At 41.6% G+C, this 14,329-nt stretch carries 13 protein-coding genes; 5 read left to right on the forward strand and 8 right to left on the reverse strand.

Features of this window, described 5'->3' with window-relative positions:
- Positions 1-5: 5 nt before the first annotated feature.
- From ACJJVX_RS13240 to ACJJVX_RS13260, 5 genes are all read left to right on the forward strand, one after another.
- A complete protein-coding gene (locus ACJJVX_RS13240) occupies positions 6-1,460 on the forward strand; it encodes a circularly permuted type 2 ATP-grasp protein (protein ID WP_054453479.1) in 1,455 nt (484 codons plus the stop codon).
- A 1-nt stretch (position 1,461) separates the two neighbouring features.
- Positions 1,462-2,385, forward strand: a complete 924-nt coding sequence (locus ACJJVX_RS13245; protein ID WP_054203655.1) for an alpha-E domain-containing protein — start codon at positions 1,462-1,464, stop codon at positions 2,383-2,385.
- Between the two features lie 239 nt (positions 2,386-2,624).
- Positions 2,625-3,002: a BlaI/MecI/CopY family transcriptional regulator gene (locus ACJJVX_RS13250; RefSeq protein ID WP_054203656.1), complete on the forward strand. Its 378-nt coding sequence runs from the start codon at positions 2,625-2,627 to the stop codon at positions 3,000-3,002.
- A 4-nt stretch (positions 3,003-3,006) separates the two neighbouring features.
- A complete protein-coding gene (locus tag ACJJVX_RS13255; RefSeq protein WP_405631831.1) occupies positions 3,007-4,413 on the forward strand; it encodes a M23/M56 family metallopeptidase in 1,407 nt (468 codons plus the stop codon).
- Positions 4,414-4,482: 69 nt separating this feature from the next.
- Entirely contained in the window at positions 4,483-5,769 is a 1,287-nt protein-coding gene (locus ACJJVX_RS13260) for a M23 family metallopeptidase (RefSeq protein ID WP_405631834.1), read from the forward strand.
- Positions 5,770-5,901: 132 nt separating this feature from the next.
- On the opposite strand, the gene ACJJVX_RS13265 is transcribed toward ACJJVX_RS13260, so the two are convergent.
- The 8 genes from ACJJVX_RS13265 to ACJJVX_RS13300 form a co-directional block, all read right to left on the reverse strand.
- Positions 5,902-6,558 carry a 3-oxoacid CoA-transferase subunit B gene (locus tag ACJJVX_RS13265; RefSeq protein WP_054453488.1) on the reverse strand — a complete coding sequence of 219 codons (657 nt, stop codon included), beginning with the start codon at positions 6,556-6,558 and terminating at the stop codon, positions 5,902-5,904.
- Positions 6,559-6,570: 12 nt separating this feature from the next.
- Complete coding sequence (locus ACJJVX_RS13270) at positions 6,571-7,269, reverse strand: CoA transferase subunit A (protein WP_054203660.1); 699 nt, start codon at positions 7,267-7,269, stop codon at positions 6,571-6,573.
- Between the two features lie 57 nt (positions 7,270-7,326).
- Positions 7,327-8,235: a hydroxymethylglutaryl-CoA lyase gene (locus ACJJVX_RS13275; protein WP_054453492.1), complete on the reverse strand. Its 909-nt coding sequence runs from the start codon at positions 8,233-8,235 to the stop codon at positions 7,327-7,329.
- Positions 8,228-10,204 (reverse strand): acetyl/propionyl/methylcrotonyl-CoA carboxylase subunit alpha, encoded by a 1,977-nt coding sequence (locus ACJJVX_RS13280; protein ID WP_405631838.1) that lies wholly within the window; start codon positions 10,202-10,204, stop codon positions 8,228-8,230. The genes ACJJVX_RS13275 and ACJJVX_RS13280 overlap by 8 nt, the downstream gene beginning before the upstream one ends.
- An 8-nt stretch (positions 10,205-10,212) precedes the next feature.
- Positions 10,213-10,983, reverse strand: coding sequence for an enoyl-CoA hydratase/isomerase family protein (locus ACJJVX_RS13285; protein ID WP_054203663.1), 771 nt, complete (start codon positions 10,981-10,983; stop codon positions 10,213-10,215).
- Positions 10,984-10,993: 10 nt separating this feature from the next.
- On the reverse strand, positions 10,994-12,613 hold the full coding sequence (locus tag ACJJVX_RS13290; RefSeq protein WP_054203664.1) for a carboxyl transferase domain-containing protein: 1,620 nt from the start codon (positions 12,611-12,613) through the stop codon (positions 10,994-10,996).
- An 11-nt stretch (positions 12,614-12,624) separates the two neighbouring features.
- Complete coding sequence (locus tag ACJJVX_RS13295; RefSeq protein ID WP_405631842.1) at positions 12,625-13,800, reverse strand: isovaleryl-CoA dehydrogenase; 1,176 nt, start codon at positions 13,798-13,800, stop codon at positions 12,625-12,627.
- A 64-nt stretch (positions 13,801-13,864) separates the two neighbouring features.
- A complete protein-coding gene (locus ACJJVX_RS13300; protein WP_054203666.1) occupies positions 13,865-14,299 on the reverse strand; it encodes a MerR family DNA-binding transcriptional regulator in 435 nt (144 codons plus the stop codon).
- Between the last annotated feature and the right edge of the window lie 30 nt (positions 14,300-14,329).

Genomic DNA, 14,329 nt, shown 5'->3' on the forward strand with positions numbered 1-14,329 from the left:
AGTGTATGAAAATTGATTGGAAAGAGTACCAAACAAATGGTTTTTTTGATGAATTAATTGATGCCAAAGGAAATATCAGAACACACGGAAAACAATTAGCGCAATTCTTCTCGAGTTTATCGGCGGAAGAGCTGGTCAAAGCCAGGGCAGTTGCTGATTTAGCCATCAAAGAAATGGGCATTACTTTCACTGTTTACAATGAAGGTAACATGATCGATAGAGCATGGCCGTTTGATATCATTCCTCGTACTATTGGCAAAAAAGAATGGCAAAGTGTTGAGACTGGTTTAAAGCAGCGTGTTGAAGCACTTAATCTATTTATAGATGATTTATACCACGATCAAAAAATAATAAAAGACGGTATTTTCCCCAAAGGTTTATTAGAAAAATCGGTGAATTTTCGTAAGCAATGTGTTGGTATTAATCCGCCAAATAAAATATGGGCGCATATTTGTGGCTCAGATCTAGTACGTGATGGCAATGGCACCATGTATGTATTGGAGGATAACCTGCGTGTTCCGTCTGGGGTTTCTTATATGCTGGAAAATCGCTCTGTTATGAAGCGCGTATTTCCTGAGCTATTTGAAGAAGTGTCTATTTTACCTGTAGATGATTACCCTTCTCAGTTATTTGATATGTTAGCTGCCATGTCTCCTCGCCCAGATGATAAACCGGAGGTAGTTGTATTAACCCCGGGGGTGTTTAATTCGGCTTACTTTGAGCATTGTTACCTTGCCCAAGAGATGGGGTGTGAATTAGTTGAAGGGCGCGATCTCGTTGTTGAAAAAGACGACTGTGTATATATGAGAACAATAACAGGACTTCAACGAGTAGATGTAATTTATCGCCGTATAGATGACTTGTTTTTAGACCCAGAAGCCTTTTTACCAGAGTCTCAACTCGGCGTTGCTGGCTTAATGCGTGCTTGGTCTAAAGGCAATGTGGCTTTAGTTAATGCGCCAGGTGCAGGTGTTGCTGATGATAAGGTTGTTTATGCCTATGTTCCTGAGATGATTAAATATTACTTAGGAGAAGAAGCTAAAATTGCTAATGTACCTACATTTAAATGCCTTGATCCTAAAGAGTGTGATCATGTTATTAAAAATATAGACAAACTTGTTGTAAAACCTGCCAATGAATCAGGTGGCTACGGATTGTTGATTGGTCCCAAATCAACCAAGCAAGAGCAAGAAGCGTGCATCGCGCAAATCAAAGCAGATCCTCGCAACTGGGTCGCACAACCAACATTAGATTTATCAACGGTTCCGACATTTGATGATAATCAACCAGATGGTCGACATGTAGATTTAAGACCGTTTATTTTATCATCAGGAAAAGACACTCAAGTTACAACGGGTGGTTTAACGCGAGTTGCAATGGTTAAGGGATCGCTCGTGGTGAATTCATCACAAGGTGGTGGCAGTAAAGACACGTGGATTGTTGACGAAGAGGCTAAATAATATGTTATCAAGAGTAGGTGAAACTTTATACTGGGTATCTCGTTACATTGAACGTGCAGAAAATATTGCCCGTCTTATCAATGTTAATAATTTACTAATGATGGACTTACCCAAAGGTGTTTGCACTGGTTGGCAACCGCTTATCGATATTATTGGTGTACGTAAAAACTACCAAGAAAACCATACTGATTTTTCTGATCAGCATGCTTTAAAATATTTGCTAGTGGGACGTGACAATAGTTCATCAATTCTTAACTCTATCAGTTCGGCACGAGAAAGTGCTCGTACTATTCGAGATGTAATGCCAAGAGATGTATGGGAAGCGATAAATTCACTGTACTACTATGTCAAAGATAATCAAAACGAAGGCTTAACAAAGCGTGGTCGTTTTAATTACTTAAAAGAGATCATTGAGGCTGCCCACCAAATATTTGGTGCATTGGATGCGACGATTAACCATGATCAGGGTTATATTTTTATACGATTTGGTTCACTGATAGAGCGTGCAGATATGACTTCCAGAATATTGGATATTCGCTCGGCGACGCTTATAACAAATGAAGAAGAAGTAAAACCGTACGAAAATATTCAATGGATCAGCCTATTGCGCTCACTCAGCGCATACCAAATGTACCGCCAAGAAATGGGTGTTCGAGTACAACGTTCAGATGTTATTGAATTTGTCATGCTAAGCAAAGTGTTTCCGCGATCAATTTTATTTTGTATGAATGAATTAAAAACGTTAATTCAACAGCTACCTAATTCAGCTGATATTATTAAATCAATTGATAAAGCAACAGGCGAACTGGCCAGCGACGATGTACGTGCGTTAAAAAATGGCTTACTCCACGATTTTATTGATGAAATACAAATTAACTTAGCCGATATCCATAATGGCTTAGCAGAGACATATTTTTTAAAGTAGTGACTACTTAAGGGAACTGCGCAAATTTCAAGGCTATTTAACCTGAACTAAAGAGAAGTTAATGCTCTAGCTCAGGTTAAATAGATTTTTAAACACCTCGACTCATCAGCACTATAAATCCCAAAATGATAACGCGTTATCTGTTTGTCATATTTAATGTGACAATTGTCGCAGTTTTAACTTGCCTTTGTGTGACTTATGTCGCAGTATAATTAGAATTGTGAATTTATAGGTGGTTTATGCAACCAACAGCGCCAGAATTAGAAATTTTAAAGCAACTTTGGTACAAGCAACCACGTACTGCCAGAGAGCTTCATGATCATATTGCACCACTTTATGATTGGAGTTACTCATCAACTCGAAAAACCTTAGAGCGAATGGGTGAAAAAAAATTCATCTACAGTGAAGCACAAGGAAATAAGCGAATCTACTTTGCAAAGCTCGATAAAATGACGACGTTAGCACGTATCACAAAAGATTTCGCGACACGTGTACTTGAGCTCGATGGACCGCTTCCTATAGCGATGTTTGCCGACAGCAAATTGATAAGTAACACCGAGATTGATGATTTAGAAAAATTGCTAAACGATTTACAGCAGCCAGTAAAGGGAGAATAAACGAATGAGTGTTTATGGGTTGCTAAGCACTTTTATAATCCCATTATTGGTGTGCTTTATAAGCAGTGCGGTGTTAGCAGGGTTAAGTGTATTGGTAAAAAAACATGCCAAAAGTGTTTTCGAGTGGTCAAGGTTTTGGCTGTTACTCGCGGGACTTTCATTACTGCCTATACTGCCGTTGTCAATATTAGCAATTGATACGGTTATACCTGTGGCACTGCTGCAAAGTATTGAAGGTGCATCGCCCATGTTAGTAGGAACACATGCTAATTTTGATGCAGTAGAGATACACAACAATGTGTTTGTTAATAGTGTTTACTGTGTATTTGGTATTTTATTATGTTCATTTTTATACGGTTTTTACACTTTTATTACAGGAGTGGTTGCAATAAAACGCGTGATAAATAATGCTAAAAATATTACCAATCTCAGTATTTTTTCAATTAACCAACAAGCTTTTATTATGAAAAAGCATATAAATATCAAAGTAAGTGAAATAAACCATTCACCATTTGTATTTGGCTTGTTTTCCCATGTACTTGTATTACCCAATACAATTGAGAAAATGTCACCTGTGCAGCAGCAACTCTTGTTAGAGCATGAACTAATGCACATACATCGTAATGACAATCGCACTGTACTATTGTTTCGGCTTATCTGTTGTGTATTTTGGTTTAACCCTTTTATAAAATGGTTTGAACGGCGGTTTTTAATGGCCATGGAATTAAACTGTGACGCAGCTGTATTGGCAAAAAATCCAGATCATAAAATGGATTATGCCAAAACATTATTGGTTAGCTTAAGGTTAAACAAAGCGATTATCCCACAAGCCAGCAGCTCTTTCTTTGGCGATCCTCTAGGGAGTAAAGCCGAATTTGAACAACGGATCCGAGCTGCCATGTTGGATCAACCCCGATTTAGATTTAAAATACAGAATGTATTTATCCTGCTGTGCTTTTGCGTTATATCGTCAGGTTTTATGGTGTTTGCACAATCGCCAAATATGACTGTCAATGAAGAGAAAGGGTTTAACCCTGTAATGATAGGTTGGATCAGCTCTGATTTTGATGATGTAAATAGTTTTCGTGGCGATAAACCCCATCAAGGCATTGATTTTGCTGCGCCCACAGGTACAAATATTATTGCAAGCTTTAGTGGCAAAGTGGTTATTGCTGATAATACGAGTCTGCACAAAAATTACGGCACTGTGATTCTAATTGAGCACAATGATCGTAAACAATCTCTGTATGCGCATTTAAGTGCCCTTAATGTTAAAACCGGCCAGATGGTTAAATCAGGCGATGTAATTGGCAAGGTAGGGCAAACAGGGCGCACAACGGGGCCTCATCTACATTTTGAGCTATTAGAAAATAATCAACGTCTCAATCCCAATTTATATTTAAACCTGTAGCGCTTTAATAATGATTACCTCAGGGCATGCCCTGGGGATCACTGCGCCCAAAATTTAATAGAGAGAATTATGAAAAGCTTTATTTTTATATGCTTGGTACTTTTGTGTGCCTGTACTGATCCCAGTATTAATCGCGTACCTGAGAAGAGTTGCTGCACAGCACACAGCGATAAATCAGTGAATAATTACAACGTGAATAACAATCGAGAAAAATTGCTCGTTAAAACAACTATGCAGACAATAGCGCTTGCCAAAGGGCAAACATTGGCGCATTTACTCACGCATTATGGTTTAACTGCGCAAGAAATTTGGCAAATAGCAGAGCAACTAGAGCCAGTCTATCCAGCCAATAAATTACGCGCAGGTGAACAGTTTACCGTGTATCTTGAGCAAGGGGTTCTACAAAAAGTGACTTTTTTTGCTGCGTTTGAAAAGCGTATTGTGATAGAAAAGCAAGCTGTAAACTGGCAAGTTACAACCCAAAAGTTGGCAACCACAACTGCCACCATTTATGTTACTGCACGTGTTGAAACGAGCTTATATAAAAGTGCCTTAGAAAATAATATACCGGTGAATGTGATCCAGCAGTTTCTACTTCTGTATTCGTATACGGTCGATTTTCAACGTGAGCTGCGCAGGGGCGACCAATTCGCTGTTATTTATAAACAACACGCTTTAGTGGAAAATCCAGCGATAACGAAACTTGCAAGTATTGAATTCACAAAATTAGTATTAGGTAATAAAATCTCTCGTTTATACGCCTTTGCTGATAAACAAGGTAACAATGATTTTTATAATGACGCTGGGCGTAAAATGGGTAGTTTTTTAATGAAAACCCCCTTAGATGGAGCGCGATTATCATCTTACTTTGGTAAACGAAAGCACCCTGTATTAGGTTATACACGTATTCACAAGGGCATTGATTTTGGAGCTCCGGTTGGGACACCTATCTTTGCTGCAGGGAAAGGTGTAATCACCAAAGCTGGCCGAGAAGGATCTTTTGGTAACGTAGTAAAAATAAAACATGCAAGGGGTTATCTGACTTTATATGCGCACCTTAACGGGTTTGCAAAGGGAATTAAAAAGGGGGTGCATGTAAAGCAAGGGCAAACAATCGGCTATTTAGGCAATACCGGACTCAGCCAAGCTAGGCATCTGCATTATGAAATACATAAGCATGGGCGTGCAATCGATCCACTTCGCATTAAAGACAGTGGCGGTGAAACACTAAAAGATAAAAGCTTGTCCGCTTTTCTTACCACTAAAAAAACGCTTGATGAGTTAATCGACTTGTATGAACAGTCAGCGCCCCCTCGTTTGGCAGATAAATATGAGAATCATCATATCAGTGAATAGTCATTAGTTTTAAGCATTACGAACTTGTAAAAATTAATAGGCAAAAAAAATCCCTCTTGCGAGGGATTTTGGGTAACTCAGCGCCATTGGCACTGGGAATGAGGTCGGTACAGAGTGAAATTAAGAGTTAGTTTAAAAAACCATCTCTGGGATTTCACCATCAACAAGTAATTTACCTGCTGTTTTACTAATTATTTCATCGACAGATACGCCAGGTGCGCGTTCTAGCAGATGAAAAGCGCCGTCTCTAACTTCAAGTACGGCTAAATCTGTTACTATTTTCTTTACACAATTAACGCCAGTTAAAGGTAATGAGCAACTTTCTAAAAGTTTTGAATCTCCATGCTTACTTGCATGAGTCATAGTAACGATAATATTTTTTGCACCAGCGACAAGGTCCATCGCGCCGCCCATGCCTTTAATCAGCTTTTTTGGGATCATCCACGATGCTATGCTGCCGTTCTGGTCAACTTCAAATGCACCTAAGACTGTTAAGTCTACATGACCACCACGGATCATTGCAAAACTATCTGCACTATTAAATATGGCCGCACCTTTGGCTGCTGTCACGGTTTCTTTACCCGCGTTGATCATATCTGCGTCAAGTTCTGCTTTTGTTGGGTATTGACCCATGCCGAGTAAGCCATTTTCAGACTGTAACATCACTTCAATATGATCTGGTACATAGTTAGCTACCAAAGTAGGAATACCAATACCGAGATTGACGTAATAACCGTCTTGTAGTTCTTGTGCAACGCGCATTGCGACTTGTTCACGTGATAATGCCATGATTATTGCTCCTTAATCGCGAGTGGTGACACGTTCAATGCGTTTTTCAAAGCTGCCTTTGATCACGCGATTAACAAAAATACCAGGGGTATGAATTTGGCTTGGCTCAAGTTCACCTGGTTCAACAATTTCTTCAACCTCAGCGACGGTTATTTTACCCGCTGTTGCGGCCATTGGGTTAAAATTCATGGCAGTGTGGCGAAATACTAAATTACCATAGCGGTCTGCTTTCCATGCTTTAACAATAGCAAATTCACCGGTAATTGATTCTTCTAGTATATAAGGACGGCCATTAAATTCTTTAACGTCTTTGCCTTCGGCTACAGGCGTACCATAACCAGTGGCTGTATAAAACGCGGGGATACCAGCACCGCCAGCACGCATTTTTTCTGCAAGTGTGCCTTGAGGTGTTAGTTCTACGTCTATTTCACCGCTTAATAATTGTTGTTCGAATAGGGCGTTTTCACCCACGTAGGAAGCAATAATTTTTTTAATTTGTTTGTCATGCAATAATAAGCCTAAACCAAAATCGTCTACACCACAGTTATTAGACACAACGGTCAAGTCGGTGGTTTTTTTACGTTTGATTTCGCTAATTAGCCCTTCAGGGATCCCGCATAAACCAAAACCACCAGCGATAATAGTATCGCCATCTTTTAAGCCTTCCATTGCAGCTTCATAACTTGAAACTACTTTATCGAAACCGGCCATGGGCCCACTCCTCATTTTATTAATATGACTGCTGATCAACGTGTTAAATATAGACTATTAATCAGTAGTTTGATTTTTAAGTGCCAAGGAAACCTTGCTCACAGGTTGTTTATTTAATGCCGTACAAATTGCCCAACCAGCTTGAGCTAGCCTTTGTAAATCAATACCATGGTTTATGCCAAGCCCTTGGAGTAAGTAAATTACATCTTCGGTGGCAACATTTCCTGACGCTCCCTTTGCATAAGGGCAGCCACCAAGGCCTGCAACTGCACTGTCAACCGTTGCTATACCTCGTTTTAGGGCAGTGTAAATATTTGTGAGCGCTTGTCCGTAAGTGTCGTGAAAATGAACAGCCAACAACGATTTGTCAATGTGTGCTAATAATACATCTAACAGCTCGTCCACTTTTTTAGCTGTGCCAATACCAATGGTGTCGCCTAGGCTTACTTCGTAACAACCAAGGGCTAATAGCTTTTGGCTTACTTCAAGTACACGTTGTGGGTCTATATCACCCTCATACGGGCAGCCAAGTACACAACTTACATACCCACGCACACGAATATTATGTGCTTTGGCAAACGCCATTACATCTTCAAAGCGGGCAATACTTTCGTCAATCGAGCAGTTAATATTTTTTTGGCAAAATGCTTCGCTTGCGGCAGTAAATATAGCAAATTCTTTAATACCTACCGCATGCGCGGCTGCTGCGCCTTTTAAATTGGGCGTAAGCGCGGTTAAATTTGTATTAGGTAACGTAAGCGCGCTTATTACTTCACTTGAGTCTGCCATTTGCGGCACCCATTTGGGTGATACAAACGCCCCGGCTTCTATATCAGTAATACCCGCATCAGCAAGGGCTGTAATAAGCTTTATTTTATCTTGGGTGCTTACAGCGCTTTCGTTTTGTAAACCATCACGTGCGCCCACTTCAACAATGCGAACATGGCTTGGGAGTGTGTTATTCATCTGCTGAGCTCTCATCGGTGACAATTGCCAATAAGGCCCCATGGCTAACCAATGCGCCTTCAGCAAAACAATAACTCTGTAACACGCCATCATGCGGGGCGGTGAGGGTGTATTCCATTTTCATTGCTTCGATGATAACCACAGCGTCACCTTTAGTGACTGCGCTACCAATGTCAATTAGGTGCTTAACGACAGTGCCATTGAGCGGCGCTGCAAGTGGCAGAGCATCACTTTCGTGCTCGCTCACATAATGTTTGTCTATTACATCAAACGTGCTTTGTAGCGCTTTGTACATCACTGTAATTACATTGTCAGTGTTTACAACATGACTTGTGTGCTTATCGCCATTAATAAACATGCTGCATACGCTATTTTCAATGCTGCCGGAGGTTGTATAGTCAACTCCGTCAATCGTGATTATAAAGCCGTTTTGCTGTGGGGTTGCAGTTATAATATGATCAGAAAACGGGATGTTAATTGCCGCTTTTATGTTGAGTTTAAAGCCAGAAAGACGATCCCATGGGCTGCTATTGGCTATATTATTTAAGCCAGATAAATAACTAAATGCCGCGATTACGGTACTCATCAAACGTTGCTTGTTATCAACTGTAAGTAAGGTGTCACCTTGCTCTTCAATAAAATGCGTATCTGGCGCACCTTGTTTGAAAGTGACGTGATCAGCAAGGTTATGTAAGAAGCTTACATTGCAGCTAAAGCCCGCTAAATGGAATTGCTCAAGTGCTGTTCTTAATCGTGCTAATGCGTGTTCACGGGTGTCATCATGAACAATTAATTTAGCGATCATAGGGTCATAAAAAGGGCTTATTTCATCCCCTTGTAAAATACCGGTATCAATACGTACATATTCAGATTGAGCTGGTATATACAAGCCATTAATCGTGCCAGAGCAGGGGATAAAGTCATTACTTGGATCTTCTGCGTAAATACGCGCTTCAAAACTGTGACCTTGTAACTGGATGTCATCTTGCGCAAGTGGTAATGCTTTACCAGCGGCGACGTTTATTTGCCAATTGACTAGATCAACACCGGTCACCATTTCTGTCACTGGGTGTTCGACTTGCAGGCGGGTGTTCATTTCCATAAAAAAGAATTCATCGCCACACAGCAAAAACTCAACAGTACCCGCACCACGATAATTAATCGCAAGGGCGCATCGAACAGCGGCTTCCCCCATTTCCTTACGTAGTTCATCAGATAAACCAGGCGCAGGGGCTTCTTCGATCACTTTTTGGTGGCGACGTTGCAATGAACAATCACGATCGCCTAAATACACACAGTTACCGTGGTTATCTGCAAAAATTTGTACTTCAACATGGCGCGGTTTGTTTACGTAACGCTCAAGTAACACTAAGTCGTTACCAAAGCCAGCAATTGCTTCACGTTGTGCGCCTTGCAAAGCACTGATAAAGTCTTTTGCTTGCTCTACAACACGCATGCCTTTACCGCCGCCGCCAAAGGCTGCTTTGATTAGTACTGGGTAGCCAATTTTTTCAGCTTCTGCTTGCAAAAAGGCCGGATCTTGTTTATCTCCATAGTAACCAGGCACCAAGGGCACATTGGCCGCTGCCATAATTTCTTTAGCACGGGTTTTTGAACCCATGGCTTCAATGCTGCTGGCTGGTGGGCCAATAAAGGCAATATTATTTGCTTCGCAAGCTTTTGCAAACTCACTGTTTTCAGATAAAAACCCGTAACCTGGGTGTATACAGTCAGCGCCAGCAGCCAGCGCTACTTGCATAATTTTATCAGCGACTAAATAGGAGTCTTTACTTGGCGCTGCACCAATATGGTAGGCTTCGTCGGCAAGCTTTACATGTTGTGAATTTTTGTCGGCATCTGAATAAACCGCAACAGTGGTTAAACCCATTTGTTTTGCAGTTCGCATCACACGGCATGCAATTTCGCCGCGATTAGCAATAAGAATTTTTTGTAATGATTGTGTGCTCATGGGGATCCCTATTTTTGCCAATTTGGCGGGCGTTTTTCAAAAAAGGCAGTAAGCCCTTCTTGGCCTTCTTCAGATACGCGTATTTCAGCAATGCGCTCAGCGGTTAAGTTTACAATTTGACCATTAATTTCGTGCCCGGCAACATCGTTAATTAATTGTTTGGCAGCACGTACGGCAACAGGACCGTTATTGATCAATGTTTCAAGTAGCTGATCAAGGGCGCATTCAAGTTTGCCCGTTACTTGATGTATTAAGCCTAGCTGTTTGGCTGTGTGTGCATCAAAAATCTCTGCGGTTAAAAAGTACCGTCTTGCAGCGCGTTCGCCAATCGCTCTTATTACATAAGGGCTAATGACCGCAGGTATTAGGCCGAGTTTAACTTCGCTTAAACAAAATTGTGCGTTGTCTTGGCAAATGGCAATATCGCAACAGGCAATTAAACCCAGTGCGCCACCAAAAGCGGCACCTTGCACGGCACAGACTGTGGGCAGTGGACTACTTGCTAATACATGCATAAGTTTGGCAAGTTGTTTTGAGTCAGCAAGATTTTCAGCAAAGTCATTATCTGCCATCGACTTCATCCAATTGAGATCCGCACCAGCCGAGAAGTGCTCGCCCTCGGTTTTTAAAACCAACGCGCGCACGTCTAAGGTATTGGCGTGTTCAATACATTGAATTAGCTCTTGGATTACTTGCTCGTTAAAGGCGTTGCGCTTTTCAGGGCGACTTAAAACGAGGACAGCCACATTTGATTTAGTTATTTGTAGTGTTACTGACATACTCACTTCCTTACATTCTAAATACGCCGAATTGCGAATCACGTTTAGGTGCATTAGCTGCTGCGCTTAGCGCTAAGCCAAGCACATTGCGCGTATCAGCGGGGTCAATAATACCGTCATCCCACAAACGGGCGCTGGCATAATACGGATGACCTTGCTGCTCATATTGATCAATAATGGGCTTTTTAAACTCAGTAACTTGCTCATCAGTCATGCTTTGGCCTTTACGCGCTAAACCATCTTGTTTAACTTGTGCCATTACACCTGCAGCTTGTTCGCCGCCCATGACCGAAATACGGGCATTTGGCCACATCCACATCATGGTAGGTTCAAATGCGCGGCCACACATACCATAGTTACCAGCGCCATAAGAGCCACCAATTAAAACGGTAAATTTTGGTACATCAGCACATGATACCGCCATCACCATTTTAGCGCCGTGTTTAGCAATACCTTCTGCTTCGTATTTTTTACCCACCATAAAACCGGTGATATTTTGTAAAAATACGAGGGGGATATTGCGTTGGGCACACAGTTGAATAAAGTGTGCGCCTTTTTGGGCTGACTCACTAAATAAAATGCCGTTGTTAGCAACAATGCCAACAGGGTGTCCATAAATTTTCGCAAAACCAGTCACTAATGTGTCACCAAAGTAACGTTTAAATTCATCAAATGATGAGTCATCCACAGTGCGGGCGATTACTTCGCGTACATCGAAGGGCTTTTTCAGATCAGTCCCGACGATGCCGTATAGCTCGCTAATGTCGTAACGTGGCGCTTTTACTTTATTGAGCGCATCATCCAATAATGGTGAAGTAGGGCGTTGATAGTTAATGCGTTCAATACATTGGCGCGCAATTGATAGCGCATGAGCATCGTTTTCAGCGTAATGGTCAGCCACGCCAGATGTTTTACAGTGCACGTCAGCGCCACCAAGTTCCTCGGCTGTTACCTCTTCACCAGTGGCCGCTTTAACGAGCGGCGGGCCGGCTAAAAATATAGTGCCTTGCTCTTTTACGATAATGCTTTCATCAGCCATGGCGGGTACATATGCACCACCTGCGGTACATAAGCCCATAACCACAGCAATCTGCGGGATACCTTTTCCAGACATACGGGCTTGATTGTAAAAAATACGACCAAAATGCAGTTTATCTGGGAATACATCGTCTTGCTCTGGCAGGTTTGCACCACCTGAGTCAACCAAATAAATACAGGGTAAATGACAACGCTCAGCAATATCTTGCGCGCGTAGGTGTTTTTTTACTGTTAGCGGGAAATACGTTCCGCCTTTGACTGTGGCGTCATTGGCGATGATCATACATTCAACGCCTTTTACGCGGCCAATACCGGCAACAACACCCGCACACGGAATGGCTTGTTCATATACACCAAAGGCTGCAAATTGTGAAATTTCTAAAAAGGGTGAGCCTTCATCAATTAATGTGCTAATACGTTCACGAACAAACATTTTACCGCGACCTTCATGGCGCTCAATAAGAGCAAGGCCGCCACCTTGGCTAATTTCGCTTACTTTATCGCGTAAATCATCAACCAGCGCAGCCATGTTTTTATGGTTTTGTAAAAACTGCGGATCGTGGGGGTTAACGCTTGATTTTAAAATAGTCATCGCGTTTATCCTTAACGGCTTTCAGTGAATAATTCGCGGCCGATTAACATGCGGCGAATTTCAGACGTACCTGCACCAATTTCGTACAGTTTTGCGTCACGTAATAGACGTCCAGCTGCGTATTCATTAATGTAGCCATTGCCACCGAGGATTTGAATGGCATCTAATGCCATTTTGGTTGCCAGCTCTGCGGCATATAAAATTGCACCAGCAGCATCTTTACGGGTTGTTTCACCACGATCACACGAACGCGCTACTGTGTATACGTATGAACGAGCTGCATTCATTTGTGTATACATGTCGGCAATTTTACCTTGAATAAGTTGGAATTGACCAATAGGTGTATCAAACTGTTTACGTTCATGAATATACGGTACAACGATGTCCATACAGGCTTGCATTATGCCCAGTGGGCCTGCTGCAAGTACTACGCGCTCGTAATCAAGGCCGCTCATGAGTACTTTAACGCCTTCATTTAAATTACCAAGGATGTTTTCTTCTGGCACTTCGCAGTTTTCGAAAACCAGTTCACAAGTGTTTGAACCACGCATGCCCAGTTTGTCGAGTTTTTGCGCCGTAGAAAAACCAGGGAAGTTACTTTCAACAATAAATGCGGTAATGCCTTTAGCGCCTGCGGTTAAATCAGTTTTTGCGTAGATGACTAAAGTATGGGCATCAGGGCCGTTAGTGATCCACATTTTATTGCCGTTTAAAATGTACTTATCGCCTTTTTTCTCAGCTTTAAGCTTCATTGATACGACATCAGAGCCAGCATTAGGCTCACTCATCGCCAGCGCACCAATATGTGCACCACTAATTAATTTAGGTAGGTATTTTTCTTTTTGCGCTTGCGAGCCATTACGATTAATTTGATTAACACACAAGTTTGAATGAGCACCGTAGCTTAGGCCAATAGACGCGCTGGCGCGGCTTATTTCTTCCATCGCGATTACGTGTTCTAAATAACCAAGGCCCGCACCACCTAACTCTTCAGATACTGTCATACCTAACAAACCCATTTCGCCTAATTGTGGCCAAAGCTGGTTAGGAAACGCGTTATCAAGATCGGTTTTCTCTGCTAAAGGGGCAATTTCTTGGCTGGCAAAGCTATTAACATGATCGCGGATCATATCGGCTGTTTCGCCTAGGCCAAAGTTCATTTCTTTATATAGTGAAATAGTGCTCATGATTCATTCCTGTGTGAGAGACTGTTAATGAATAGTCATTTAATCGTTATAGTTTAAAGCTCTTTTATTCATCTAATTTATTTAAGGTATCGCGGCAACGACGCTCTGCGGTGACTAATTCCATCAAGACTACTTTAATGTCATCCATTTGTTGGCTTAAATCAGCTTTTTTATCTGAAATTAAGTCAAGCATAGTCACTAACTGCTTAGCGCTGGATTTATCTGCATCATAAAGTTCAAACAAACGGCCTGTTTCAGCCAAAGTAAAACCTAAACGCTTACCACGTAAAATAAGTTTTAAACGCACTTTGTCGCGTTTTGAATAAATACGGGTTTGGCCATTACGCTCAGGTGAAATTAAGCCCTGATCTTCATAAAAGCGAATTGAGCGGGTGGTTATATCAAACTCTTTAGCCAGTTCACTGATACTAAAAGTTTGTTCATTACTTGCAGGCTCTGCGGCAGAACTTGCAAAATTTGTTTGATTATCTTGATTCATAGTGTTTTTACCTCATTCGAATAACTCCAA

Origin of the sequence: Pseudoalteromonas sp. Ld20 (genome assembly GCF_045064175.1) — a bacterium.
Classification (GTDB): Bacteria; Pseudomonadota; Gammaproteobacteria; order Enterobacterales; family Alteromonadaceae; genus Pseudoalteromonas; species Pseudoalteromonas neustonica.

Coding starts and splice junctions, on each gene's coding strand:
- ACJJVX_RS13240 (WP_054453479.1), top strand. CDS start 6: ATGAAAATTGATTGGAAAGAGTACCAAACAAATGGTTTTTTTGATGAA.
- ACJJVX_RS13245 (WP_054203655.1), top strand. CDS start 1,462: ATGTTATCAAGAGTAGGTGAAACTTTATACTGGGTATCTCGTTACATT.
- ACJJVX_RS13250 (WP_054203656.1), top strand. CDS start 2,625: ATGCAACCAACAGCGCCAGAATTAGAAATTTTAAAGCAACTTTGGTAC.
- ACJJVX_RS13255 (WP_405631831.1), top strand. CDS start 3,007: ATGAGTGTTTATGGGTTGCTAAGCACTTTTATAATCCCATTATTGGTG.
- ACJJVX_RS13260 (WP_405631834.1), top strand. CDS start 4,483: ATGAAAAGCTTTATTTTTATATGCTTGGTACTTTTGTGTGCCTGTACT.
- ACJJVX_RS13265 (WP_054453488.1), bottom strand. CDS start 6,558: ATGGCATTATCACGTGAACAAGTCGCAATGCGCGTTGCACAAGAACTA.
- ACJJVX_RS13270 (WP_054203660.1), bottom strand. CDS start 7,269: ATGGCCGGTTTCGATAAAGTAGTTTCAAGTTATGAAGCTGCAATGGAA.
- ACJJVX_RS13275 (WP_054453492.1), bottom strand. CDS start 8,235: ATGAATAACACACTCCCAAGCCATGTTCGCATTGTTGAAGTGGGCGCA.
- ACJJVX_RS13280 (WP_405631838.1), bottom strand. CDS start 10,204: ATGAGCACACAATCATTACAAAAAATTCTTATTGCTAATCGCGGCGAA.
- ACJJVX_RS13285 (WP_054203663.1), bottom strand. CDS start 10,983: ATGTCAGTAACACTACAAATAACTAAATCAAATGTGGCTGTCCTCGTT.
- ACJJVX_RS13290 (WP_054203664.1), bottom strand. CDS start 12,613: ATGACTATTTTAAAATCAAGCGTTAACCCCCACGATCCGCAGTTTTTA.
- ACJJVX_RS13295 (WP_405631842.1), bottom strand. CDS start 13,800: ATGAGCACTATTTCACTATATAAAGAAATGAACTTTGGCCTAGGCGAA.
- ACJJVX_RS13300 (WP_054203666.1), bottom strand. CDS start 14,299: ATGAATCAAGATAATCAAACAAATTTTGCAAGTTCTGCCGCAGAGCCT.